Origin of the sequence: Agathobacter rectalis ATCC 33656 (assembly GCF_000020605.1) — a bacterium.
In the GTDB taxonomy this organism is placed as follows: Bacteria; Bacillota; Clostridia; order Lachnospirales; family Lachnospiraceae; genus Roseburia; species Roseburia rectalis.
The window spans coordinates 694,525-719,037 of the sequence record NC_012781.1; the positions used below are offsets into that span (position 1 = coordinate 694,525).

Here is a 24,513-nt window from a genome sequence, read left to right on the forward strand (position 1 = left end):
ATGACAAATCGAGGTATAAGTATGAATGATTATATTATTCTTGTAAATGAACAGGATGAAACGATTGGATATTCAGAGAAAATGGATGCTCACAAAAATGGAAAGTTACATCGAGCGTTCTCAATCTTCATATTTGATTGGAATACTAAAAAGATGCTCATACAGAAAAGAGCATTTGAAAAGTATCATTCAGGAGGGCTTTGGACTAATGCTTGTTGTTCACATCCACTTAAAGATGAAACCATGGTGAGATGTTTAAATACAAGACTAGCAGAGGAGCTAGGATTGTGTACAGACTTTAATATTAAAGCTCCATCGGATTGTGGTTTACTAATTCATGGTGAGGATGTAATCTATAGTTGCGGTAAATTTTCATATTTTGCTTCCTTTGGTGAAGTTGTTGAAAATGAAATAGACCATGTTTTTTTATACAGTCCAATTAAAAGTAAAATTGATTTGACAGCTATATCTTTTAATAAACAAGAAATAGAAGAAATCAAATGGATAAGCATTGAAGAACTGAAAAGTTGGATGGAGAGTAATCCTGAGGATTTTACAGCGTGGTTCAAATCTGCTTTTGAACTTGCTTATATTGTGTTTTGCAGACAAGCTGGAAATATAGATATGTTCTTTGACAATGATGAGTATAGATAAAAGAGGAGATATCAATAATGAAGAGAGCAATTTGTTTTATACTTTGCGCAATTACGATAATGTCATCTACATATACGGCATTAGCTACAGAAACAACTGATATATCTTATAATACGCTTTCTGTTGAGTTCTCGGATAACCTTGGAACAGCAGAAGATCTTAATGTAATGGTGACAGAAAATCACCTTTATGTAGACGCAGAACAGTTAGGAGATAGACTTGGTTATCAGGTTGAAGTTGGAAATGAATATGTAGCAATTTACAATAAAAATTTTAGTAATACAGTTCCTTATGGTCTTACTACTTTTTATTATGATAGTACAAAAGTAAGACATATGTTATTTAATAAAATGGTTGATTATGAAGCTCCATTTAAGATTGTTAAGAATTCTGATGGTGTGTGGATTCCATTTGAATTTAGTCTTTTATTATTAAATAGTTCTGATGTTGTGCTTGATAATCAGGTGCACATTGAAATGCCACAAAAAAATATCGTAGATATTTATATGGATATATTAAAAAATAATGATAGATATTTATTTGATTGGAAAAGCGATGCCGGTGCTTCAGAAGGTTCAATATTTGCCATGGGGACAGGAGCATATTTTGTTCAGGTATTTAGTGGTATTTTGGATAAAGATGGAGCGTCGTGGTCTCAATTAATAGATAGTTTTTACCTGAAAATGGATAGCTATGATCGAAAATATGCAGAGAGCTTTGCTAGAATGTTTTGTACATACTCAGATGAAGAATTAACTCTTAATGCAAAAGCAATGAAAGAGAAAATGAAACCTTTTAATGGGGATAATTGGGTTGCAAAATCAATAAAAAAAGTTGACGATATTATAGATGATAATATTGGAGATTTATCTGAAAAAACAGCTGATTTAAAGAAAAAAATTGATGTAGAAAATGGCACATCTGTAGCGAAGTTTAACAAATCATATCAAGAACTTGATAAAATGTGTAATACAGCAGATTATTTTTCAGATATGACAGATCCATTTTTAACCGTTTCAAAAGAATTTAAGAATGTTACCAGCTTTTTGGATGTATTTTATAAGATATCGGAAGTTATTGGTTATGCCAGCGAGTTTAAAAATCAGGACGAATTTGCAGTAAAATCATTAGATACATTAATAAAAAAATCTGATTCGAGCTGTGTAATGTCTAAGGCTATGAAAGATAGCATGGGAGATTATAAAAAGACACTGGAAACCGATATTGTAGCATATTCTGCGTATAATTATCTGATGAATAATATGACAGATTTATTTACAGATACTATAGATATATCAACTACAATACTGGATATGGATTCTAAGCTATACTTGTTAGCGTGGGATATTGCTAAAGGGGCGATTCCGCTTGTCAAAAATAGTCTAAGCAATACTGACTGTTTTTTACAGAGTATGTATGCGGGAATTATACAATCTGACACCTTTAGCACATATATAAACAAACGAAAGCATCGGTGTACAAGGGGTACAAACGAGATAAAATAGAAATGAGGGGCGATAGAGCGGAAATATCAGATTTTCCACTCTATCTGAACACGGTCGCTGGTGGCCTTGATCGTAGAGATCAAACCATCGGCGGCTTTTCTTTTGTCGTCAAAATCTATGCTCTCCCAGTTGTCGAGATAATAGGACAACTTCTTTATCTGCTGGGGCGATATGGTTTCAACGCTCAATTCGGCGATTGCCTTTGAAATGGTCTGGCGTCGGGTGTCCAGTTCTTCAATTTTTTTGTTGGCATAGGCAAGCAAGGTCGCATTGGCTCCGGTCAGCGTATCCAGCAGCTTTTCAATTTCTGCCTCCACCTGTGCCAGCTCCACTTGATAGGTGGTCAGCTTCGGATTGACTTTTTCCTCCCTGCCGTGGAGTATCTGAAAGTCTTTGAACTTCTCCTGCATGGCCGAGAAAATGAATTGCTCAAATTCTTCTTTGCGGATTTTCCCGCAGCCCGGACAGCCTTTGTTTTCCGTCCGTTTGGTGCAGCGGAAATAGCCTGTACTGTTTGGTACATGGGTGGCTTTCAGCGCATACCCACAATGCCCGCATTTGATTTTTCCGGCCAGCCAAGTATTTTTCGGTTTCCGCCCCTGCTGGAAGGTGGTATTTGCCATGAGCTTTTTCCGGCATTTCAGCCATGTGTCAGAGGAAATGAGTGCTTCGTGGGGAGCGATAACAAGTATCTGGTCTTTTAAGCACCTGTCCTTGTCCTCCTTCACATCCCGTCCCTGATAAAGATAGCAGCCGTTTGTTCCGGCAAAGTCAGAAGCGTCATTGATAATCGCTGCGCCCTGGCTTTTGAAAAATTCGTACAGCTCCAAATCGGCCTGTGCGTAAACGGGGTTTCTTAAAAGCTGGGAAAGAAATGTACGGAACATGGATTTGCCATAAATTTTTATGTCATGTTCCTCGAAGTATCGGGTAATATCTCCGAAGGAGGTTTCCGGTTCAGCGTACATTTCAAACATCAGCCGAACATGGTCGGCGGCTACGGGGTCGGCAACCATTTTCTTTGTGCGGATACCCTCTACCACAGTAGGCTCTAACTGATAACCGTATGGTGCCTGTCCGCTCATGTGAAAGCCTTTCAGGCACCGTGAATAGTAGGCGTCTGTGACACGCTTCTGAATTGTCTCACGTTCAAGCTGGGCGAATACAATGCAGATATTCAGCATGGCCCGGCCCATCGGGGTCGAAGTATCAAACTTTTCTGTGGATGATACAAACTCCACATCATACTCTTGAAACAGCTCCATCATCGTTGCAAAGTCCAGAATAGAGCGGCTTATACGGTCCAGTTTATACACGATGACCCGCCTGACCTTTCCCTTGCGGATCTCGCCCAGCAGCTTTTGAAACTCCGGCCTGTCCGTATTTTTACCGGAATAGCCTTTGTCCTTGAATACCCGGCAGCTACCACCTTTCAATTCATACTTGCAAAAGTCGATCTGACTTTCAATGCTGATACTGTCCTTGCGGTCTACTGACTGTCTTGCGTAAATACAATCTTCTCTGATAAATTCCATATTGGGCTCCTTTCCTTGTTGGAATGGAGCTACCAACCTTACAACTATATTATACCATCAGCAGCCCCGGACAACAATGTTGCGAATAATTAGGGAAATCTGTCCCCATATTTGCGGAACACCTCATAAAGACAACGCTCAATTTCTTTTTTGCGCTGTGCTTTCTCCTTCGGGGGAAGTACCGGCGTGAGGCTTTCCAGCACAATGATCTTCCCTTGAAATGCGACAGACTTTGTTTCTCGTTCATAAGTGACAGCTTGCGTCATTGAAAACCTCCTTTGCGAAAGTGCGTGTATATGCCTGCCTTTCCCACTTGTCCCGTGGGGAAATGTCAAAAGACGGCACCCAGCAGGTGCCGCCCTTTGAGCTTTCTCCACTTCGGGTCGATATGGCCCGAGCTCAGTAAGGACTGGAATGGTACTTTTCTTTGGCGTCCTCCACGCTGTTGAGGTCAAATACTTCATAAAGCTGCCCGACAACACGCCGTATATCCTTCTTTGAAAATCCGCAGTCCTCCATTGCCATAATGACATAACCGCGGCAGGCGTCATTGCTCCATTCGTCCGTTTCCAAGCCGGGGATCATTCCAAACGCATTTCCCATAAAATGCTCCTTGTTTGAAAAGATGGGGAGCCACGCCGGATCGGTTGGCCTATCATCAGACAGCATTACCGGGGGCTCCCCATAGGTTTTCACTTCATTTCAGACACATCGGACGGACATAGGCTTCATGCCCCATAGTATTTCAACTCTCCCCATTCTGATGGCAAGGCGTTCTCATTGCCTGCGACGGCTCACGGCTTGCAAGGCCGCTTCAACGCTCGGACTGTGACTAAACGCAAGTATCCGGGGCCTGCGCCTGTTCCGGTGGAGCCAGCCTTGCCCCACCTATGGCATGGACCTGTTCGCTCGCTCAGTTTTACAAAGACTGTACTCTCTGAAATCCGAGGTCATGGCGGGTCTGTCACACAGCGCGTTCCCCTTCGTATCCGGGTGTCTTTTTATTCAATTTTCAATCTGCATGAGGCTTGTCTGAACCTCGGGTCATTGTGACCCGAAGTGTTTTGCCTCTCATAAACCATTTCATTTTCCGGTCTAAATCGGTACGCCTTACAAAGAATTTTTCAAAATTTTTTCTAAGCGCCGCAGACCTCGCTCGATTGCGACACGAACCACTTTTTCATGGACGCCCTCTGCCCGGGCAATGTCCTGTTTGGTCATGCCGAGAATGAAATGAGCATAAATCCGTTTTGCCTGTTTGTTCGGCAGATTGGCAATCGCTGCGTGAAGTTCCTGCATGGTCACTTTCCGCTCATACAGTTCATGGGGAGATAAGGCAACAAAGACAGCTTCATGCTCCAGCCCGTCATCCCGATCAAGGGAATAGTAGGCTTTGTGGCGGTATGTACGCAGCCGGTAGGCAGCCTCTTTACGATCAAACTCTTTGAACATTTCTGCAACTTCTTCCGATACTTCCATGAAGCAATCCGATGTATAGAATGGGTAATAGTCCCGCAAATTGATAATAGCCATATTGACCTCCGTTTCGGTTGTTGGTTGACGAGTGACCGAAACGAAGGCGGCGGGGAGCGGCACCGGGGAATGGCTTCGGGCCAACATGACCCGAAGCAGCCCCATAAGAACACAAAAGCGCCCGGGCGGCATGAAGCCACACGAACGCATGAAGTTACATATTCATTTATGTACTGCCTGATTTCACATTTATAACCAGACTGTCCCGGAGGGGGAGCTACGCTTTTTTTAGCTGGTGTAGATCATGTGTACTGTGAAAAAAGGCAAAAATAGACACGGCGGCAATCCTCCTATATGCCGCCGTGGATTTACACGGTATTAGGTCGTCGTTGGTTTAAGGTAGACGAAAAGAAACGGCGGCTCTGAAAATCAAAGCCGCCGTTTCAAATGGGCGTGTCAAATTGTCTGCTCTACGACGGCTTTTTTCTTTTGCCGTCGTGCGGCAGATCATTTCAATATTCGGTTGAAGTATCGTTATTCGGTGTTAAGTTCTACTAATACAACCTCTGGACGATTATTAAATCGGAATGGAATAATACTATTTCCAAGGCCGCGGCTAACAACCATATTTGTCTTTTCGTCTGTATAAAGGCCGGAATCATATTTAGGAAACAGTCCTTGATTGGGGGCAACGAGCCCCCCAATAAAAGGTAATCGAAACTGCCCTCCGTGTGCATGACCACATAAAACCAAATCAACACCACAGCATACATAGGTTTCAAATAACTCTGGCCGATGTGATAGCAGTATAGTGTAACTGTTTTCGTCATCAATAAGGCTATTCAATTTTGTGTTGACCATGGCTGGCGCTTCATTAAACATATCGCCCTTAATCGTAAAGTCAGAATCAGAAAGCCCGATAAGGGTAATCATTTCGTTGTTATGCACTAACTGTATTGCTTCATCTTCAAGGACAGTTACGCCAGACGCTTCAAGCCCTGTTTTGAATTGATCATAATGTGAGAAGTTAGCTTCGTGGTTTCCAGTTACAAAGTAGACAGGGGCTATTTGAACAGCTTGTTTTATAAAATCAAACGCAATCTCAATGTCTGTATGTCCAGCATCGATTAAATCTCCAGTTATCACAATAATATCCGGTTCGTGTTCAGACAGCAATTCTATCAATTCTGTATTGCTTTCTCCAAATTCAGCATTATGCAAGTCGGACACTTGTGCAATCCGAAAATTAGAAAAGGCAGATGCTATGCGATCGCTGGAGATATTAACCATACTTACCATCAATGCTGAATTGCCCCATATAGTATAGATTATCAAAACCAGCAGTATAGTTGTTAATACACAAATCTTCACCAATACTCTGGTGGAAAGGATTTTTTTCATTTTTTCCTCTCTTTCATCAACTTAATTATAAAAAAATCAGCTTACAAACAGGTGAATTTCAACTTACGAATTTGTAAGACAAAAGTGGGCGGCTTCTAAAGCCACCCGCTTCAAAAGTAGAATTACTGTGCGCTGATTGTATCAACAATGGACATATTGCGTATTCTCTTGATTGGCCCATGCACAGCCAGAATTACAGAGCTTACGACAATCAACAGAATAACAGCTACCTCTGGTAATGGAGGAGTCCAAGCATCCCCCCATCTATAACTTATCAACATTCCAAACAATAGCTTGTTACAAAACAGTCCCAACACCGTACCAACTACACCGCCGATTATGGTATAGGTGAAGGCTTCTGCAACAATCATTTTACTTAGCTGTCCCATGCTAACGCCGATAGCACGGAAAGCGCCATACTGTTTCAACCGTGCAGACACACTCATGGAAATACTATTGATTATGTTAAAAATTGTAATCATTGCAATTAGGACGAGGAATCCATAGATGAACAGCCAAAAACAATAGTAAGTTCCCATGGTACTGCTGTTACCCATGCGTTCATCAGCGAAAGTAAATGAGGAATCTACCATTTGGCGGATCACATAAACATCTTCGTCTGTTGTGCCTTTCACTAACTGCACATCAATAACCGTATATTTCGACTCGCCAGTAATTTGTTCAAATGTATCCTCTGAACAAATAATTGTTCCAACACCGGCGGCACTGTAAAACGGACAGTCGGACAACATTCCCACGATTTGGATTTCTTTACTTTGTCCGTTTGTATTCAACGATACAGTATCGCCTATTTGTATTGTGTTCTGCGAATTATAAACAATTAAGCCCGTCCCTAAATCAGTTTGCACAGATTCCAGAGAACCCTCTAATAAATAGTCCTTTGCCCAATCAAATTGATACTGCTCATAAGAGATTAAATCCATCTTTTTTTCAATACCGTTTGTGACAGACGGAACCTCGTATGCAAATTTTCTTCCATACGCTAAATCCACAACAGGATTTTCCTTTAGATCATCAAGTAATGCTTTGTCAATAGCACAGGCGTTATCAGGGCTTATGATAGATAAATCTGCTGTCCAAGGTTGGAGCGGTGTTAAGGTATGCTGCATGAACTCAACTGTTACAGAGAATGAAAGGAAAAGGATAATACTGAGAGCAAATGAGCTTGTCATCAAAAACAGATTTTTCCGATTTGCTTTTGCATGATAAATTCCAAGTGCTGTATCAATCTTAAGCAGTTGTGTATTAGCAGCATTTCTTGCAGGCTCCAAGTCGTTTGCATTACCGGAAACCGCTGCCAACGGAGATACTTTTGCTGCTTTCTTTGCCGGAGAATAGGCAGCGAACAAAACCGTTACCAAGCCCACAACGATTCCTGCAAGAATACTTGGTACGCTAAATCCGAATGTAGACATCGCTTTGAAAAATTCCGGACTTAGGAAACGCAAAATCGCACATAAGACCCAAATGACAACTATACCGATGGAAATACCCACAGGGATTGCCAAACGGCACCAACTAAGCGCCTCTTTCCGTATTAAGCGCATAATCTGTTTTGGTGTTGCACCGATACAGCGCATAAGGCCGAAAAATTCGGTACGCTGGGCTACATTGCTGTTCAGGCTGCTTGCAATCATCATAATACCAGCTAACATTACCAGTACAAACAATACAGCCGCAGCCAAGTAAACCTGTAACAAAAAGGGAACGCGGCTTTGTCCAAGCAATCCAAGCAGATTGTTGTTGGAAGATATTTGTTCATTCGATAAATTGCATTGTTCTTTCAAATCTGCAATTTTCCCTTGTATATTTCTTGTGTTTGCAAATTGAGTAAAAAACATAATGCCGTAATCATTCGGCTCCCCGTCTGATACATTCGGATAAATCGCGCAGTAATCCTCTGTGTTCAAAATGATGCCGTAGGAGTCGCCACTCATGATCGAGGCGGTATTATTCATAAATCCTGATATGGTAAAATTCAGTTTATCGCCATCAGGAGTTTCTACGGCAATGGGATCACCAATCGCAACACCCATTATCTGCTTTGCATTTTCAGTCACCAACGCTTCATTACTTGTCTGTGGAAAAACACCTTCTTCAAGTTGGTCAGTCCAGATTTCAGTTATATAGCTTTCATCACAACCGCATATCGCTACATCTTTTCCACCCAAAGTGTAGCCTAAATCTCCACGATAATTGAGTACGCCATACGGTGAAAATACTTCAATATCAGGGCGTGAAGCAATAATTGCTGCTTCTTCATTGCTGATATTCTTAATGGCAATATGCCAATTCCCAGACTCCTGCTGTGCCTGCAAAATCTGGCTGCGGATGAACATATCTGCCATTCCAAAAATAGTTGTAACCAGAAATACCGCCAGCACAATGCAGAAAATAGACATTCTGCTTTGCTTCTTGTGGATTTTTGCGGATATGGGAACAAGGTCAAGATAATGCTTCATTTGTTTTTCCTCCCAAATCCGTCAAAACGCCATCTGATACCCGGAACACCCGATCAACGGATGCAGTCAAATCCTTATTGTGGGTAATCATCAGGATTGTTTGCTGATAGCGACGGGACGCCTGCGTAAGCAGGGCGATAACATCCTGACTATTCTTGCTGTCCAGATTGCCAGTAGGTTCATCTGCCAGAATCAGTTTGGGCTTTGTGATTAACGCCCGGCCAATGGCAACACGCTGCTGCTGTCCGCCGGATAGTTGGCTCGGCAGGTGATGTCGACGCTCGGTAAGTCCCAAGAGTTCCAAAATTTCTTCTACTGCTGCCGGGTCTGGTTTGCGATAGTCCAAAAGAAGCGGAAACATGATATTCTGCTCCACATTCAGCTCGGAAACCAACTGAAAGGATTGGAAGATAAAGCCGATATTACGACGGCGGAAAATCGTGCGCTGTTCCTCTTTCATGGAAAACAGGTCTTGTTCATCAATCCAAATGTGGCCGGAAGTAGGGGTATCCAAAGCTCCAATACAGTTCAGTAATGTGCTTTTGCCAGAACCGGATTCACCCACAACGGCAGCAAATTCGCCTTTATCCAGGGAGAAGGAAACCTTCTTCAACGCTTCGACTTTCGCCTCACCCTTGCCATAAGTTTTACATAAATCTTGTACTTTCAATATTTCCATAGTCATCAGTACCTCCTTTCTCAAAAGGATAGCAAAAACAGCTTACAAGCAGGTGAATTTGACCTTACAGATCCGTAAGGAAAGATAGTGTAAACAGCGTACCTTTTCCGACTTCACTTTGTACGGAGATAACACCGTTTTGACCCTCAATAATGGACTTGGCAAGGGGAAGCCCCAGCCCGATTCCTTGTGTATCAAGGGAATGTTTGCTGCGATAAAAGCGTTTAAAGATATGGTAAATATCTTCCGGGACTATGCCGTTACCATTATCAGAAATAAAAATCCGAAACATAGCAGGAGTGCGCTCCCATGTAATACGGACAATACCGCCAGCTTGCGTGTGATCCAGTGCATTTTTTACAATGTTTCCAATCGCTTCACCTGTCCATTCCATGTCACAAATAAGCTGCTGTTCACCATCGCCATCTATCTGAATCTGCTTGCTTTCGCTTTTAGCCCTGGTGGTTAGGTCATTGACTGAATGAGCTATCAGCTCGGACACACGGCAACTTTTTTTCTCAAAAATGATGTTTCCCGTATCCAGTCGGGTTATCTTCAACATGGATAAGATTAACTGCTCCATACGCTTTAGAGAAATACCCATCTTCGCCGCAAACTGTTTGACCGTTTCTGCATTTTCTGGCTCACTTTCAATGATCTCCTGATACATAGTGAGGGCTGCCAGAGGCGTTTTGAGCTGGTGAGATATATCGGATATGGTGTCTTTCAAAAACTCTTTTGCTTTACGTTCTGTTTCATTTTTGGATTGGAGCATAGTTGCAAGCTGTTCTATCGAAGAAAACACTTGGTAGATAGCCCCCTCATAATTCTGCGGTAAATGACAAGAGTAATCCCCGTTGATGTAATTTAGCAATATTCTGTCGACCTGTTGATACAATCGCTTCCTTTTCCAGAAAAAAATAAATATTCCTATGGCAAGCACAAAGAGAAAAAATAGCACAGTGCATAGCATGGCGCAGAAAGCGGAACGCTGAAATTGATTGAAATAAGGCCGCATACTGCTTTCTGACTGTTTTCCCAAACCCGCAGCCGCTAATAATGACCTACCATCGTCACTGATGTCTGTGTTCGTAAAGGCAACTGCAACCACTTCTTTCGGAACACCCTGTTCCAAAAGTGAGGATGAAACCGCTTCATCATGTTTGAGCCATAGGACTTCCGCATCGTTCACCTGATAAATAGTCAAAACGGTTGCTGTACCTACAAACAGCAGAGCAAACAAAGTCAAAAATAGCAGGAACCCTTTAATCTGTCTATCTTGGTACAAACTCATATAGACACCTCTTTCCATTGGTAGCCGAACCCACGAATGGTTATAAGGTGTTCTGGATGGGACGGATTGGTTTCCACTTTTTCACGAAGCCGCCGTACATAGACGGACAGGGTATTATCATCAACAAAATTTCCTGTATCATCCCACAGCTCATTTAGAATGATGTCCCTTGTCACAACGCGATTTGCGTTTCTTACCAGCAGACAAAGCAAACGATATTCGGCGCTTGTCAAATCCAATGCTTTTCCCTTTAAGGTTGCACGGCTACCCAACAGATCAATGGTAATGTCGCCACATTCCATAGAAGTGTTTTTTTCGCTTTTGGAAACTCCGGCCCGACGCAACAGCGCCCGGATGCGGGAACACAATTCCCCCAGTTTGAAAGGCTTGGTGATATAATCGTCCCCACCGCTATCTAATCCACGAATTATGCTGACTTCTTCATCCGATGCAGTCAGGAATATAATCGGTATCTGCTGATTTTCTTTTCTTACTCTTTCGCATACGTCAAATCCTGTTCCATCTGGCAGAGTAACATCCAAAATCAATAAATCGTATCGGTCGAGTTCGGATAAGTATTGTTTTGCTTCACATACTGTACGGGCAACTTCAACATCAAATTCATTCTTTTTCAAAGAGTAGACCAAGCCATCTATTAGACTGACATCATCCTCCAATAGCAATATTCTATTCATGTTTTAATTCCTTTCCTTGTTTTGTCCTCATATCCACAGGTTTCTCCGCGTCTTTCGGGATCAACCAGATTGTAGCCATCTTCACAGCGCCGGGAATACGGCCACCGGCGCAATAATAGTTTATCCGTCGAGGGGTCACGCCCCACTTTTCGGCAGCCTCTTTCAATGTCATATAGTCCATTTCGCACCTCCACAGGATATATTATTAGGGTTGAGCAAAACGCGCGTTTTGCAAAGCTGAGTCACAATATATAGAGCTCAAATGAGCTGGATAGTACTATTTAATGTATAGCCTTATGAGCAAATCGGAGTTTTGCTCAACCCTATATATTATAGTTCTCTGCCTCGAATAATACAAGTTAGAGCCTACACGGATACGAAATAAAATACTACTTAATGTAAAATTTCATTACATTCTCATAATCCAACCCGAAATGTAGAATGATATAGGGTGATATGAAAATGAACCAAGATGAAAGAAGGTTTGACTTCCACGGCCTCGGGGCGGCTCTCAAACGAGCCAGAGAAGAAAAGGGCTGGACACAAGCCTATGTTGCGGAATTAGTAGACCGTGACTCCCGTACCATTATGAATATTGAGAACAAAGGTCAATATCCCAGCTTCGACCTTTTTGTTAAACTCATTACTATGTTTGACGTTTCAGTTGACCAGTTTATTCATGCGGACGGAGGGGCAAGGTCAAGCTCTTGTAGAAAGCACATTGATGTACTTCTAAACTCCATGAATGAAAAAGAGCTTGTCGTAATAGAAGCCACAGCCGAGGGCATTAAGAAAGCCAGAGAAACGGAGGTTCCAGAATAAGGGCCTCTGTTTTTTTGCGCTATTTTAGGGGCTGTCGCTAAGTGGCAAGCAATGCCTCTGTGGCCACAAGTGGCACAAAGGCGGCTTGTTGGGGCTCGCCCCAAACCCGTATCTTCGGGCCAACATGGCCCGAAGTGTCAGCGTCGCTTTGCTCCTTATTTTCATAACCTTAACGCTCCTTTTCCTGCTTTCTTCCCGGCTCGGTGTAGCCCATCAGAGTGTCAATGTTCGCCTTGATCGTGACGAGCTCCTGCATATCCCGTCGTGCCTTCTGGTATTCTCCATAGAGCTGTTTTTTCTTTGCTGTGAGCTTGCGGCCTTCCTCCTTCAGCACATCCATTTTAGGGAGCTTCGCCCCGCCCAGCAGAGAGCGCATTTCCGCTTGTGCAGCCCGGTACAGTTCAAGGTCGGCCTCATGCTCCGCAAGGAATTTCCGGCTGTACTTCGTCACCTTATACTGCTCAAAGACTGGGCGGGTTTTGGCATACTGAACCGTTGCGGCCTTTAGCCCGGCATTGGTTTTCATGGCCTGTTCCGTCTGCTTGACCTGTTCGGAAATAACATGGAAACGGTCTGCCGCCTCGGTGGCTTTCTTCGCCAACTGCTCATAATCGGTCAGGTTATTGTCCTGTATATAGGCAAGAGCGGCGGCCATCTGCTTAATGTTAAATACCTTCGCCCAGCGTTCATATCCCGGCCCCTTACCGGCAGCCAGCTTTGCTTGAATATCCACCGCCAGACTGATTTTCCGCTCCGAGCGCCCGGGGCGTTTTTCTTTGCCCTCAATGGCGGACAGAACATCTTGCAAGTCGTAGCCGTCCCCCAGCGTGGAGGCACGCAGACGGGTGAAGCGTTCCTGTCCCTGCCCGGTCAGCCGGAAGCTGATACCGCCGCCTCGAACCGTCTTGACCTCATACCCGGCCCGCTTCATCAAATTGAGAAATTCGTCCAGATCAGCGGGGCGTTCCGCCAGCGCAGTATCAATAGCAAGGCGCAGTCGGTCCTGATAGGAAATCGGCCCTTTCCGGTCTTTCTGCCACTCCCCATAGTTCCGATACTTGCTCTTGCTCCGGGGCTTCGGGTTCTCCACGATGGACAGCCCGTTTTCAAGGCACAGCCTGTCAGAGAGCCGCCGAAGGGCGAAGCTGGAGCCCCAAAAATTTCGGAATTTCCGGGTGCAGTCAAGGGTGGTGGAGTTGTAATAAATGTGACAATGGATGTGCTGCTTATCGGTGTGCGTGGTAACGATAAAAGCGTGCCGCCCCTTTGTCCAGCGCATAGCCAGCTCATAGCCGATACGGTTCGCCTCCTTCGGGGTGATCTCGCCCGGATAGAAGGATTGTCGTATCTGATAGCACAGCACATTATTTTCTTTCTTCTGTTCCCGGCCCGTCATAGCGGCATAGCTGGCCTTTGCCAAAAGGAACTCGTCCGCCACGGTGGCCGGATCACATTCATAAGCGGAGATATACTTTCCGCTTTCTGTTTTCTCCGGGTCCTTGCCATAGTCCAGACAATCCCGGATAGCCTCAGCAATCGTTTCGCCTTCGCCCGCATGGCGTTGTAACAAAGTTGTGGTAGCCAAAAATCATTCCTCCTTTCCATGAGAAAGGGGCGGCCCATTCAGACCGCCCCGACTTCGGGCCAGTATGGCCCGAGGCTGCTTAACTTGCCAGAAACCGGTACAGAGCGGATTTGCCTCCGTCCAGCACCCAAAGAAGGGAGCCCGCCGCCGCTTGCAGTCCATACGGCGAAAGAAGGAAGGCAAGAAACAGAAATACAATCCCACCTATGGGCGTCGGCGTGAAAAAGAGAGCGACACCCAGCACCGCCAGGATCACAGAGGCAATCGTCAGCAGGACGGCACAAATATCAAACAGGAACACCAGCAGAGCCGCCAGAAGGGACAACGCCAAAGCAAAGGGAGCAACCAATATTTTCAGCAGTATCTTCATCTTCAAAACCTCCTTTATCTATCCTTCCTACCTCTATTTTATCATGCCTGCCCGGGGACATAAATGTTGCGAAAGATTAGTGAATCCTGTCCCAAACCTTCGGGTCATACTGGCCCGAAGTGGTAAAAAAAGAGCAGGGCGGCAAGCCCCGCAACGGAAGCCTGCCGCCCTCGTCTTACTTTGCCACCAGCTCGGAGAGCTCCCGCAACACCTTTGACACCTCGCCCCACAGCTTTTCATAGTCCCGCTTCAATCCGTCGATTTCCTCCGGGTACACGCCATAGGTATGTGCGTGTATGGCAACCTGATTGAGATTGTTAGAACAGCGCCGTTGCAGAGAGATCAGCTCTTTTACGGGCGCAAGGTCGATGTGCAGGATATACCCATTCAGAGCCATTTTCCGTACATAAGCCCCGGCGTTGGAAATGCCCGCCTCAGCCATCCGTTCATGGATGGCTGCCAGCTCGTCCGGCGTTACCATGACGTGCAGATGGACATTCCGCTTGCGGTTCTCCATCAGCGTTCCAGCTCCCGGCCTTTCCGGCGCTCTTTGGGTTCCTTTACCTTATCAAGCGGTTTTGCGTCCAGCTCCGGGGGCGTGGGTGGGATGGGCGTGTTGTTGGGTACGCCGTCGATCATGTTGCAGTTCTGCTCTGTGGAGAGCTCGGCGGTTTTCAGATAGTTGTCTTTTTCGTGCATGGCGATCCTCCTTTATCGTTCCTCATGGTTTTTATGGTTTCGCTTCTGGCCGGGTTCCTTCGGGGGTTCCTGCCCTCTGGTTCCTTCTTTGAGCCGGGCAGTAATGGATGGGCGCACCCGGTCAGGATTGCCCGGTGCTGGTTTCAGTTCATAATCCTCCATCTGCTTTTCGGTCAGCGGCTTTGCGTAGGTCAGTTCGCCCCATGCCATCAGCCTGCCATCAGCCACAGGACGCCTCCTGTCGTCATCGTAGTTGACGATGGAAAGAGGCTGGTTATCCGGCAGCTTCGGGTAAGTTCCTATGTCCACGGGCCGCTGGGTGGAATAATAGCGGTAAACGCCCTCCGGTCCCAGCTCGGTATGCTTGACCGCCGCATGGTAAAGCTGCTGATAGTCGTCCACCCGGCGGTCAAAGTCCCTCTGCGCCCACGCCTGACTGGTTCCATAGCGGCCCCAGTAGTAATCCCGATGGCCGTTTTCCCCCTCGGTAAACTGCCAGGTCACAAAGGGGCTCGGCGCTCCCGGATTATGCCCCAGCGCAAAGCCGTGTCCGGTTTCAAAGGTGGCAGCTTTCAAAATCACATATCCTTGTACTGTCTCCAAGAGATCCCTCCTTTCTGTGCCTCGGGCCAACATGACCCGAAGTGCTGGATGTTACGAAATAAGAGGGCAGACCGGGGAGGAATGTAATAAGATATTCCCACCCCGGAAACACCCTCAAAAAAGCCCGGAATGTCAAGCCTTTGGAGGCGGCAAATCGTAACAGCCGCCCGGCCTTTTCTCCCGCATTTTCCTCATGCGTTCCCGGCTTTTTCGGCGGTTCCCTTCGGCCTTGCAGGCGTCGGAGCAGTAGGCTTGACGCCCCTCGGGCAAAAACGCCTTTCCGCAGACCGCACAGGCTCGCAGCTCCGGGGAGATGCCTTCCGTTGTCAACGACGCTTGAAGCTCCGGGTTAAGAGGCAGGACAGCCTCACGGAAATAACGGCAGTACGCCCCTGTCCAGCACTTGTGCAGCATATAGCAGGCACAGTCAAGAGGAAGGCACAGGCCGCTTTCCCGGTCATAGTTGGCGCACATCCCCGTGACAAGAGAACGGATTTTCTTCTTCTCGTCACGGGTCAGCTCCCGGGCGTCCATTTAAGACTTCGGGCCACGATGGCCCGAAGGGCGGGACTCCACGATCAGCGCCCGGAACTTCTTCCGGCACTGTTTTTTCTTTCCTTTGCACTCCTTGTGATAACGGCATCCCTTACAAGGGTCGTCATTGTTCCAGCCGGGGTGCGGTACTTCCTTCATCATTCGTTCAAAAGGGCTGCTTGTAAAATTCATTCTCATTCCTCCGTATCTTCCTCCCATGGCGGGGTATCTTCGTCATCGGGTTCCTCTGAGATCTCCTCCAGCTCCCCGTCCTCATATTCGCAGTAATCATCTTCCAAATCCGGGGCTTCATGCTTCGGCTTGTAAATCTTGAAATAGTAACCAATCCCACCGCCGGCCAGCACCACCGCACCGATCAGGAGCAGAGAGAGAAGGGGGCTGTCCTTTTTCTCCGGCTCGGATTCCGGTACTTCCTCCACCGGTTCGGTGGGCTTTGGCTCTGGCTCCGGGGTCACTTCTTTGGGCGGTTCCTTACCCTGTTCGGCAAGAGGCAGAAGGTCGTCTGTGGTAACGGTATTGAGGAAATAGACGTTCTCGCTGGTTTTCTGTTTGTCGATCACCAGATAAAACACGCTCTCGTCTGCTGTGGTAATGGTGTAAAACTCTTTACCGTCCTCGTCGGTGGCGTTGTCCACCACGGTTCCCGTCCCGTCCGGGGTAAAGGGGTTCTGTGTTTCCGGCTCCGCTTCGGTTTCCGCCGGGGCGGGAGCTGTCTCCGGCTGTGGCTCGCTGCTCTGGGCGTAGGCCGGGACCGTAAAGATCAGGCAACACAAAAGGCTGGCAGCCATCGCCGCCAGCCTGCGGTATTTAGTTTTCTTCATGGGCTGTGTCCTCCTTTTCGGGTGCCTCCGGCTTCGGGTCAGTATGGCCCGAAGCGGTAAGGCTGTTTTTGGGGTCATTCAGAAATGCCATCAGCTGGGCGGGCGTCAGTTTAAGGGAGCGCACCGCCTGCACGATCTGGCTGTTTTCTTCCTCCTGTTTCTGCTTTTCCAGCTCCCGGATTTTGGCCTGCCACTCGGCAGCCTTCTCCCGGGCTTTTTCCAGTTCCTTATCGAGCTTGTCGATCTTGTTCATGCAAGGACTCCTTTCCTTTGGCTCACAAACGCCCGAAGGCATAGAAATGTGTCTGCCAGTAGCTTGAATTGATGTTTGCGTATTGGATGGGCGAACCACAATGGAGCATCATCCCGTCGCCCACATAAATCCCCACATGGGACACAGGGCCGGGGCTGTCATAGGTTCCCGTGAAAAAGATAATGTCGCCGGGCTTTGCCTCGGAGGGGAAAATGATAGCGCACTGGTTATAAATGCCCTGCGCCGTGGTACGGGGCAGGTTGTGGACGCCGCTGGCCGTGTACACCCAGCAGACAAAGCCCGAACAGTCAAAGGAGGTGGACGGGCTGGAGCCGCCCCACACATAGGGCCAGCCGATGTACTTTGTGGCTTCTTCCATGAGCGCCGCAAAAGCCGGGTCATCCAGCGCCTCGCCGGGTATCTCATAGCTGGGGCCGGTATCTTCGCCGCCGTTGTAAATCCCTTCCCACAGATAGGGTTTGTTGCCTTTGAGCTGCTGCATAACGGTGTAGATTTCCCGCTGCTGTTCGTTAAGCCTCGGCAGGATCACGGCGGGCAGCGTCTTGTTTGTGAGGGTCACATTGAGAATGTAATACTCATAGGGGACTTCCTCGGTGGTGGTTTCCCCGGTCTCCGGGTCGGTGCTGGTTTCGGTGCGGTAGCGTATCTCGACTTCCTCCGTCAAGGTCAGCTCATACTGTGCCTCGAAAATCTCCCGCAGTTCGTCCTGCACCTGTTCCCGGAAATAGACATGGTACTTTGCAGAGAAATAGGATGCCAGCTCATAGGGGTTATGGCCGATCTCGTCCACGGAATAGCGGTACTCGTCATAGCCGGGATGGGTGCTTTCAATGTTCGCCACCGTCTGCGCCAGCTCGTTTTCCAACGCTGTATAGTCCTCGTCCACCCCCAGCAGGTCCGTATCCTCCGAGGCGTAGGAGGTGCCGGATAACGCATTGGCAAGGCCGCTGCCAAGCGTGGGGAAAATGGAACTTACCGCCGACACAAGAAAACAGAGCAGCAACAGCAGGAGCAGGACCAGCACCGCCACGGGATGACGGGTCACAAACTGCGCTGCCCGCCGGGTCGCAGTTCCCGAAGCGGCAGCGGTTTTCTTTGCGGCCTTTGCGCCCTGTTTTGCAGCCGCTTTTGCCTCTTTGGAATACCGGCGTTTCAGTTTCCATTTCTGCTGCACACGGGAAAGCGGATTGCTGGCAAGTTCCGGGTGCTCGGAGGCCATCTTCTGAAAATCCACATTGGCCCGGGCTTTTATGTCCTTCCGTTCCCACTTTGCCACCTTCCGGGCTGGGTGTTCCCGCCAGCGGCGTTTGGCATAGCGGGTCAGTTTCCGGGCTCCGGCCTCTGCGGCCAGCTCGGATTTATGGGCTCCTTCCACACCCACATTTTCATGCTCAACCTCGTGTATCTTGTTGTGGACATAGAACCACGCTTCTGTACGGGCTCCCCGGACTGCCTTTTTTGCAAGCCCCGGCGGCTTCTTCGCTGCCCGTTTTGCCTCGGTCTTGTCCAGTTTCTCCCGGGCCTTTCCCAGCTTTTCCCCGGTGTGTTCCGCTTTTGCCTGTGCTTTCTGGTACTTGCCCTTTTTGCTCCCGACCTTCTCGGCGGAGCCCTCCGGCTCCTGTGCCTTGCCGGTATCCTGCGGCCCGTCCGCTTCATCCTCCTGCCTCATGCGGTCAGAGGGACGGCTTTTCCGGCTGTCCTCTTGAAACTTACCGCTTTTGGACTTCAGACCATCATGGCCCGAAGGGCTGTCCTGTCCGGTATCCTCGTCCTCAAACCGCAGACGCCGGGATGGTGCGTGGGAAGGTCCTTCCCGTTCAGCCGGTCCGGGGCGATTGCCCCCGGTATCCTCCGTCGGCCCCGGCCTCTGAAAATTCCGTTTGTCCGGTTTCTTTCCGATGACGTATCCCTCCTTTCCAAACCTCGGGCCAACATGGCCCGAAGTGTGTTATGCCCGGTTCATTTCCTGTTTTTTGTCCTCCGGGCGGGTGGTCATAATGGCGTACAGCTCGGTATTCTGCGGGAAGCGGTCAACAAACGGGATGGTGGTATTCCCGAAGAACAGCAACCCTTCGCCGGAATTGGTATGGGTCACATAGGAAAGCTGGTGGGGGCTGATCCCAAGCTGTTTGGCTAAAATCTGCCGGTCCCCCTGTGCCTGCGAGAGCAACACAAGGAAGTCCGAGTTTTCAAAGATGTTCTCAATCTCTGGGCTTGCCAGAAAATCCTTTACGTTCTGCGTTAAAGCACTCGGAACGCACCCTTTTTTTCGCAGCATTTTCCAGATCGCCACACAATAGCTTGCCGTCAGCCGGTCGCGGAGCAGCACATGGAACTCGTCGAAGTAGCACCATGTAGCGATACCACGCAGGAAATTCATGGACACCTGCGAGTTTACCAAGTCCTGCATAATGAGCATGGCAATCGTCCGAAGCCCGGCCCCCAGCTTTTTTAAGTCAAGGCATACCAAACGGCGGTTCAAGTCCACATTGGTTTCATGGTTGAACACGTTAAGAGAACCCGACACATAAATTTCAAGGGCAGTTGCCAGCCGTACCGCCTCGCCCTCCGGCTGGGAACAGAGCAGGTCATACAGGGTTTGGAGGGTCGGCATTTTGCTTGTTTCCGGGTCCTGCAAGTGTTCCCGGTACATCTGGCGTACACAGCGGTCAATGACGGTACGCTCCACCGGCTGCAAGCCGTCCTTGCCGCCAACGATCAGCTCCATCAGCGACAGAATAAAGTCGGCTTTCAGCGCCATCGGGTTTTCCTCGTCGAAGCTCAAATCAATGTCCATCGGGTTGATGTGGTGGGGGCTGTCCGGGGCGATCTCGATGACCTGTCCGCCCAGCCGCTTGATAAGGGGCGAATATTCGCCCATCGGATCAACCACAATGATCCGGTCACGGGTGGCAAGGAACACGTTCACAAGCTCCCGCTTTGCGGCAAAGGATTTGCCGGAGCCCGGCACGCCGAGGAACAGGCCGTTGGGATTTTTGAGCTTCTTCCGGTTTGCCATGATGACGTTATGGGAAAGTGCGTTGAGCCCGTAATAGACGGCTTCGCCATCCATGCGGAGCTCCTGCGTCATAAAGGGAACGAAAATGGCCGTGGAGCTTGTCGTCATGCCGCGCTTGATCTCAATGCCGTTATGGCCCAGCGGAAGGCTGGAAAGAAAACCATCCTCCTGCTGGAAGTCCAGCCGCTTCAAGGTGCAGTTGTATTTCTGGACGATACCGGACACCGTGAACAGGTCATTGTCCAGCTCCCGGCGGGTCGGGGCCATGTTTACCACAAGGAAGGTCAGCAGGAACATTCTTTCATTCCGGCTCTGTAAATCTTCCAGAAGGGTCTTTGCGTCGTTGCTGTATGTTACGAGGTCGGGCGGAAGTATGTCCATGTCGTACCCTGACCGGGCTGCCTTCTTTTGTTCCTCCACCTTCATCTTGTCAATGTCGGAGACTTTGGCCTTGATGGATTTTACGGCGGCGGCCTGATCGACGGTTTGGATATGGAGGGTGATGGTCATTTCCGCATCCATTTCCAAAAGCTCCGCCAGCAGCTTGTCCGAGAGCTCCGAGGCCAAAATCTGCAAGTAGGAGGCGGCGCCCCAAGTCGTCCCCACCCGGAACAGACGGCTGAAACGGAAGTCGAAGCTGTCCGGGGCGATAAAGTCTTTGGTGGAAAGCCCGGTTTTGGGGATCATATCCCATGAAAACCGGAAGGGGGATCCGCTGCCGGGGTGGAGCTGCCCGTGAAGAAGCTCCAGCCGTTCCAGCCCCGAAAGGGAGCGGCACTTGACGCCCAGCTTTTTGAAGTTCCCGCAAATGTCCGCCTCTACACGTTCCAGCCTTGCCCTGGCGGTGGGAAGGTCGTCCACGTTCACGCCGAAGGTCAGGAGCTTTGTGCGGACAATGCCGTTGTTGCTTTTGGCGATCTGGTTTTCCAGCATTTCCACATACTCACACCGGACGCTGTTGTAATCATCGTCCTGCATGGGGATGTTCACGCTGTACCGGCTGCCCGGGCGGCTCCGGTGGTTGAGGAAGGAAAGCTGGAACGGAAGGCTGCTGTCAAAGTAGTTAAGGCAGGCGCTCCACCCGTCAAAGATGGCCGCCTGATCTTCGGACTGTGCGAGCTGGTAGTTGATGTCCTCGTATTCAATGGTTTTGGTGTAATAGCGGTCCGCTACCCGGCACACCCCGTCCCGGTACATTTCCCGGTAAGGGAGGGTCTGCTGGGCGGTGGTGGGAATGTTCTTTCCTTTCGTGAACAGGCCGGTAAGGCCCTGCTTTTCAGGCTTTCTGCCTGCGGGCTTTCCGGCCCTTCTGCTGTTTCGCAATCGGCTGCGCCTCCTTTCTGGCGCTAAGCAGCGCATAGAAGTTTTCGGTTTTGTAAGGCCGCACACGGGGATAGAGGAACCGGGTGCGGATGATGTTTTTCAGCACTTTTTCCAGCGGCAGACCGTCTCGTTCATACATAGCCAGAAAGAAGAACGGGAGCATGAGGCCGATCATCAGGAACATGGCGGCACTGTTCCCGATACTGCCACGGGAAAACAGGTAAGCCGGGAGGCCCACCGCCGCCGCGCTGGAAAAACAAACAAGCTGGCGCTTCGTTAGGTTGAAGGCCAGCTTTGTCTTGATTTTGGAAAGGTCTTTTGGTACTGGCACATAGGCCATTTTGTTACACCTCCTTTATTGCTTCGGGCCAGTATGGCCCGAGGTTATCTTGCGGCCTCTTTGGCCGGGGTTGTACTGCGGGCGGCTTCGGCGGCCTTGCGTCCGCTCTGCCTTGCCCGCCAGTATTCGGGATTATACTGCCGGATGGACTGATTGAGGTTTTCTTCAAACTGCGCTTTGTCCTTAATGCGGTCGGGGATGTTCCACAGCTTTTTGTCCAGCAGCTCCCGAAGCACTACGCTTTCCTGCGCGTCCTCCTCATAGCAGATATAGCCCTTGTCCTTGAAGCCGCATTTTTTGGCCGCCGGGGAGAGGACGGCGGCTACCTCGTTTGCCACCATCGTTCCGCCGTGGCTGGCGGTAGATACCAGAAACACCCCCGGACAGAGAACTTCACAGCTCTGCACCTCGCCCCACGGGGAGCTTTTCGGCGCATGGAACATTCCGCCCGTCCGGTTCCGGTCCGCCTGCATGAGAGCCGCCTTTTCCAAGATGGCCTTCAGCTCCGGGGAAAAGTAGGCGTATTCCCGCAGGACACGGGCGGCGTCCCCGCCGCAGGCGTTCATCAACAGGGTATAGGCATCGCTGTCCGCTTTGGTACAGCGGCCCAGCAGTTTTCCGTCGTAATAGCAGGCTGCGTCATAGCCCGTCCGTTTGCGTGGCATGGTTTCCGCCTCCTTTCTGCTTCGGGCCAGCATGGCCCGAGGTCAACGCTCTGCGCTGCGGCTGGGCTTTTCCTTCGGAGGCCGTTCTGCCTTTGCCTGTTCGGCAGCCGCTTTTCCGGCTTTGAGCTGGTCGCTGATGGACGCACGCCCCACAGAGCCGCGCTCCGCCATCTGTTCCAGCTTTGCCTCATAGGCTTGCAGAACAGCGGTGTTGAGCTGTTCCCGGAACTCCTTTGTGACAGGGTAGGCCATATCCCGGTAGCCGCCTTTGCCGTCCGGCTGGCTGGGCATCCCAAGAAAGAGGCCCTTGCTGCCCTGTACGATTTTCAGATTTTCCACCACAAAGCAGTCATTGAATTTCACGCTGGCAAAGCCCATCAGATTTTTCACAGGTTCGATGACCCGCACGCTTACATCCAGCTTCAACGGTGCGGCCGGGGTGGTGTTTGCAACCTTTTCCTGCATGGTTTCCTCCTTTCCGGCGGGAACAAGGTTCCCGTCCTTGTAGTCATAGCCTTCCGCCCGGAGTGCCGCCAGCGTGTCCGCCGATACGCACCCGGACAGTTTCAGATCGGTTTCCACCATAAAGCGCATGGTGTCTGCTTTAGAAAATTCTTCGGGGAGCTTTCCATAGAAAGCCGGGTTCGGCTGTCCGTCCGCACCCTGTTTGTAACGCCGAGGCATACCGCCTCCTTTCCGCTTCGGGTCAGCATGGCCCGAAGTCTCTTAATGGCAGCCGAAGATGGATTTTGCAAGACTGCCTGTTTTGAATAAGGTAAAACACAGCAGCACCGTATATCCCACGCAGCCCCAGATCGCCCCGATGGGGTCGCCGTCGGTGGCGATACTCTGGATCAGCACCGCATAGATGGCGACACAGACTAAGATCAATAGACCTTGAAAGCCCACCGCAAAGAGGGAGCGGAAATAGTTCTGCCCCATGTGTCCGGTTTCCCTGTTGGGGACGGTGGCAAACGGGATAGGCGCTAAACTTGTGAGTAAATAAATTTCAATCATACGGCCATATACGATAACGAAGATCACGATGTTTAAGGCAATCATGGTAAGCTGGATCAGGAAGGACTGGAGCCAGAGTCCGAACAGAGGACCTAACTCCATCGCTTCAAGCTCTGTCCGCAGACTGTCCAGCACATCCGGCGTGATCTCTGTCCCGTTCTGGATAATGCCCGCTGACTGCTGTATCACATGCTGGCTCACATCAAAGACCGCCAGCACGATATTGAAGGTATTCGTCAGGATCATCACAGCCACAAAGGTTTTGAACACCCACTTAAAAAACATCCATGTGTCAACTTCATGGAGGTTGTTGCGTTCTATGAGCATCTGTATCAGTTCATAGGTCATAACAAAAGTGAGGATGACCCCGGCGATTGGCAGAATGGCAGTTTCGGAGATCTGTCGTATCATGGAAAAGACCCCGGCGTTCCAGTCCGCCGGGGTCGTGCCTACCTGTGTGGCGATCTCGCCAACGCTCTGATTGACGTTATCGAAAAGGCCGTCCAGATTTCCCATGATACCATCGACGAGCAGACCTTTCAGCCATTCAACGATTGCGTCGATGATAAAGTCCATACATCAGCTCCTTTTCTGGAAAAGGGACAACGGGTGACACTTAGCTGAACAGGCCGGACAGCAGAGGGATAAGCTGAAGGCCGATCAGAACGACACCGCCGCCAGCCATGAGCTGTTTTATCCCC

The 24,513-nt window shown here is 49.0% G+C and carries 28 protein-coding genes and 1 pseudogene; 3 read left to right on the forward strand and 26 right to left on the reverse strand.

Features of this window, described 5'->3' with window-relative positions; all coding sequences use genetic code 11:
• Positions 1-21: 21 nt before the first annotated feature.
• Together EUBREC_RS03390 and EUBREC_RS03395 are read left to right on the forward strand one after the other, a co-directional pair.
• A complete protein-coding gene (locus EUBREC_RS03390; protein WP_049757219.1) occupies positions 22-654 on the forward strand; it encodes an isopentenyl-diphosphate Delta-isomerase in 633 nt (210 codons plus the stop codon).
• Positions 655-671: 17 nt separating this feature from the next.
• Complete coding sequence (locus EUBREC_RS03395) at positions 672-2,159, forward strand: hypothetical protein (protein ID WP_012741658.1); 1,488 nt, start codon at positions 672-674, stop codon at positions 2,157-2,159.
• A 26-nt stretch (positions 2,160-2,185) separates the two neighbouring features.
• Here EUBREC_RS03395 and EUBREC_RS03400 read toward each other — a convergent pair whose 3' ends face one another.
• The 10 genes from EUBREC_RS03400 to EUBREC_RS03440 form a co-directional block, all read right to left on the reverse strand.
• Positions 2,186-3,694 carry a recombinase family protein gene (locus EUBREC_RS03400; protein WP_041253887.1) on the reverse strand — a complete coding sequence of 503 codons (1,509 nt, stop codon included), beginning with the start codon at positions 3,692-3,694 and terminating at the stop codon, positions 2,186-2,188.
• An 89-nt stretch (positions 3,695-3,783) separates the two neighbouring features.
• Positions 3,784-3,960: a hypothetical protein gene (locus tag EUBREC_RS17675; protein WP_165483719.1), complete on the reverse strand. Its 177-nt coding sequence runs from the start codon at positions 3,958-3,960 to the stop codon at positions 3,784-3,786.
• Positions 3,961-4,093: 133 nt separating this feature from the next.
• Positions 4,094-4,297 (reverse strand): hypothetical protein, encoded by a 204-nt coding sequence (locus tag EUBREC_RS03405; protein ID WP_118709570.1) that lies wholly within the window; start codon positions 4,295-4,297, stop codon positions 4,094-4,096.
• 507 nt (positions 4,298-4,804) lie between these two features.
• Positions 4,805-5,227: an RNA polymerase sigma factor gene (locus EUBREC_RS03410; RefSeq protein WP_172622356.1), complete on the reverse strand. Its 423-nt coding sequence runs from the start codon at positions 5,225-5,227 to the stop codon at positions 4,805-4,807.
• A 474-nt stretch (positions 5,228-5,701) separates the two neighbouring features.
• Entirely contained in the window at positions 5,702-6,568 is an 867-nt protein-coding gene (locus EUBREC_RS03415; protein WP_012741662.1) for a metallophosphoesterase, read from the reverse strand.
• A gap of 122 nt (positions 6,569-6,690) precedes the next feature.
• Positions 6,691-9,051, reverse strand: a complete 2,361-nt coding sequence (locus EUBREC_RS03420) for an ABC transporter permease (protein WP_012741664.1) — start codon at positions 9,049-9,051, stop codon at positions 6,691-6,693.
• On the reverse strand, positions 9,035-9,730 hold the full coding sequence (locus EUBREC_RS03425; RefSeq protein WP_041254460.1) for an ABC transporter ATP-binding protein: 696 nt from the start codon (positions 9,728-9,730) through the stop codon (positions 9,035-9,037). The genes EUBREC_RS03420 and EUBREC_RS03425 overlap by 17 nt, the downstream gene beginning before the upstream one ends.
• Before the next feature lie 64 nt (positions 9,731-9,794).
• Entirely contained in the window at positions 9,795-11,024 is a 1,230-nt protein-coding gene (locus EUBREC_RS03430; protein WP_041253889.1) for a sensor histidine kinase, read from the reverse strand.
• A complete protein-coding gene (locus EUBREC_RS03435; protein ID WP_012741667.1) occupies positions 11,021-11,719 on the reverse strand; it encodes a response regulator transcription factor in 699 nt (232 codons plus the stop codon). The genes EUBREC_RS03430 and EUBREC_RS03435 overlap by 4 nt, the downstream gene beginning before the upstream one ends.
• Positions 11,712-11,900 carry a helix-turn-helix domain-containing protein gene (locus EUBREC_RS03440; protein WP_012741668.1) on the reverse strand — a complete coding sequence of 63 codons (189 nt, stop codon included), beginning with the start codon at positions 11,898-11,900 and terminating at the stop codon, positions 11,712-11,714. The genes EUBREC_RS03435 and EUBREC_RS03440 overlap by 8 nt, the downstream gene beginning before the upstream one ends.
• 281 nt (positions 11,901-12,181) lie before the next feature.
• On the opposite strand from EUBREC_RS03440, the gene EUBREC_RS03445 reads away from it, so the two are divergent.
• Entirely contained in the window at positions 12,182-12,541 is a 360-nt protein-coding gene (locus tag EUBREC_RS03445; protein ID WP_036626676.1) for a helix-turn-helix transcriptional regulator, read from the forward strand.
• 169 nt (positions 12,542-12,710) lie between these two features.
• On the opposite strand, the gene EUBREC_RS03450 is transcribed toward EUBREC_RS03445, so the two are convergent.
• From EUBREC_RS03450 to EUBREC_RS16875, 16 genes and pseudogenes are all read right to left on the reverse strand, one after another.
• Entirely contained in the window at positions 12,711-14,126 is a 1,416-nt protein-coding gene (locus tag EUBREC_RS03450; protein WP_012741670.1) for a relaxase/mobilization nuclease domain-containing protein, read from the reverse strand.
• A 79-nt stretch (positions 14,127-14,205) separates the two neighbouring features.
• The gene (locus EUBREC_RS03455) at positions 14,206-14,496 is read right to left on the reverse strand and encodes a CD1845 family protein (protein ID WP_041253892.1); all 291 of its coding nucleotides are present in this window, start codon (positions 14,494-14,496) and stop codon (positions 14,206-14,208) included.
• Positions 14,497-14,671: 175 nt separating this feature from the next.
• The gene (locus EUBREC_RS03460; protein WP_012741672.1) at positions 14,672-15,013 is read right to left on the reverse strand and encodes a plasmid mobilization protein; all 342 of its coding nucleotides are present in this window, start codon (positions 15,011-15,013) and stop codon (positions 14,672-14,674) included.
• Entirely contained in the window at positions 15,013-15,195 is a 183-nt protein-coding gene (locus EUBREC_RS03465; protein ID WP_003500078.1) for a DUF4316 domain-containing protein, read from the reverse strand. Before EUBREC_RS03465 ends, EUBREC_RS03460 begins: the two co-directional genes overlap by 1 nt.
• Before the next feature lie 12 nt (positions 15,196-15,207).
• On the reverse strand, positions 15,208-15,798 hold the full coding sequence (locus EUBREC_RS03470) for a defense against restriction DarA-related protein (protein ID WP_306718519.1): 591 nt from the start codon (positions 15,796-15,798) through the stop codon (positions 15,208-15,210).
• A 132-nt stretch (positions 15,799-15,930) separates the two neighbouring features.
• Entirely contained in the window at positions 15,931-16,332 is a 402-nt protein-coding gene (locus EUBREC_RS03475; protein WP_012741674.1) for a cysteine-rich VLP protein, read from the reverse strand.
• Positions 16,333-16,551 carry a hypothetical protein gene (locus tag EUBREC_RS03480; RefSeq protein ID WP_330367705.1) on the reverse strand — a complete coding sequence of 73 codons (219 nt, stop codon included), beginning with the start codon at positions 16,549-16,551 and terminating at the stop codon, positions 16,333-16,335.
• A complete protein-coding gene (locus EUBREC_RS03485) occupies positions 16,527-17,174 on the reverse strand; it encodes a DUF4366 domain-containing protein (RefSeq protein ID WP_012741676.1) in 648 nt (215 codons plus the stop codon). The genes EUBREC_RS03480 and EUBREC_RS03485 overlap by 25 nt, the downstream gene beginning before the upstream one ends.
• Positions 17,161-17,427, reverse strand: coding sequence for a DUF4315 family protein (locus EUBREC_RS03490; protein ID WP_005927622.1), 267 nt, complete (start codon positions 17,425-17,427; stop codon positions 17,161-17,163). The genes EUBREC_RS03485 and EUBREC_RS03490 overlap by 14 nt, the downstream gene beginning before the upstream one ends.
• A 22-nt stretch (positions 17,428-17,449) precedes the next feature.
• On the reverse strand, positions 17,450-19,117 hold the full coding sequence (locus tag EUBREC_RS03495; RefSeq protein WP_012741677.1) for a C40 family peptidase: 1,668 nt from the start codon (positions 19,115-19,117) through the stop codon (positions 17,450-17,452).
• 279 nt (positions 19,118-19,396) lie between these two features.
• Positions 19,397-21,826, reverse strand: a complete 2,430-nt coding sequence (locus EUBREC_RS03500; RefSeq protein WP_370866625.1) for a VirB4-like conjugal transfer ATPase, CD1110 family — start codon at positions 21,824-21,826, stop codon at positions 19,397-19,399.
• Positions 21,744-22,130: a PrgI family protein gene (locus EUBREC_RS03505; protein ID WP_003500106.1), complete on the reverse strand. Its 387-nt coding sequence runs from the start codon at positions 22,128-22,130 to the stop codon at positions 21,744-21,746. Before EUBREC_RS03505 ends, EUBREC_RS03500 begins: the two co-directional genes overlap by 83 nt.
• Positions 22,131-22,174: 44 nt before the next feature.
• Positions 22,175-22,828, reverse strand: a complete 654-nt coding sequence (locus EUBREC_RS03510; RefSeq protein WP_012743496.1) for a DUF7007 domain-containing protein — start codon at positions 22,826-22,828, stop codon at positions 22,175-22,177.
• Between the two features lie 9 nt (positions 22,829-22,837).
• Positions 22,838-23,479: a septation protein SpoVG family protein gene (locus tag EUBREC_RS03515; protein ID WP_012741680.1), complete on the reverse strand. Its 642-nt coding sequence runs from the start codon at positions 23,477-23,479 to the stop codon at positions 22,838-22,840.
• A gap of 42 nt (positions 23,480-23,521) precedes the next feature.
• Positions 23,522-24,388: a VirB6/TrbL-like conjugal transfer protein, CD1112 family gene (locus EUBREC_RS03520; RefSeq protein ID WP_005927637.1), complete on the reverse strand. Its 867-nt coding sequence runs from the start codon at positions 24,386-24,388 to the stop codon at positions 23,522-23,524.
• A gap of 40 nt (positions 24,389-24,428) precedes the next feature.
• A pseudogene (locus tag EUBREC_RS16875) lies at positions 24,429-24,512 on the reverse strand (Maff2 family mobile element protein); the annotation flags it as partial.
• Position 24,513: the final 1 nt, after the last annotated feature.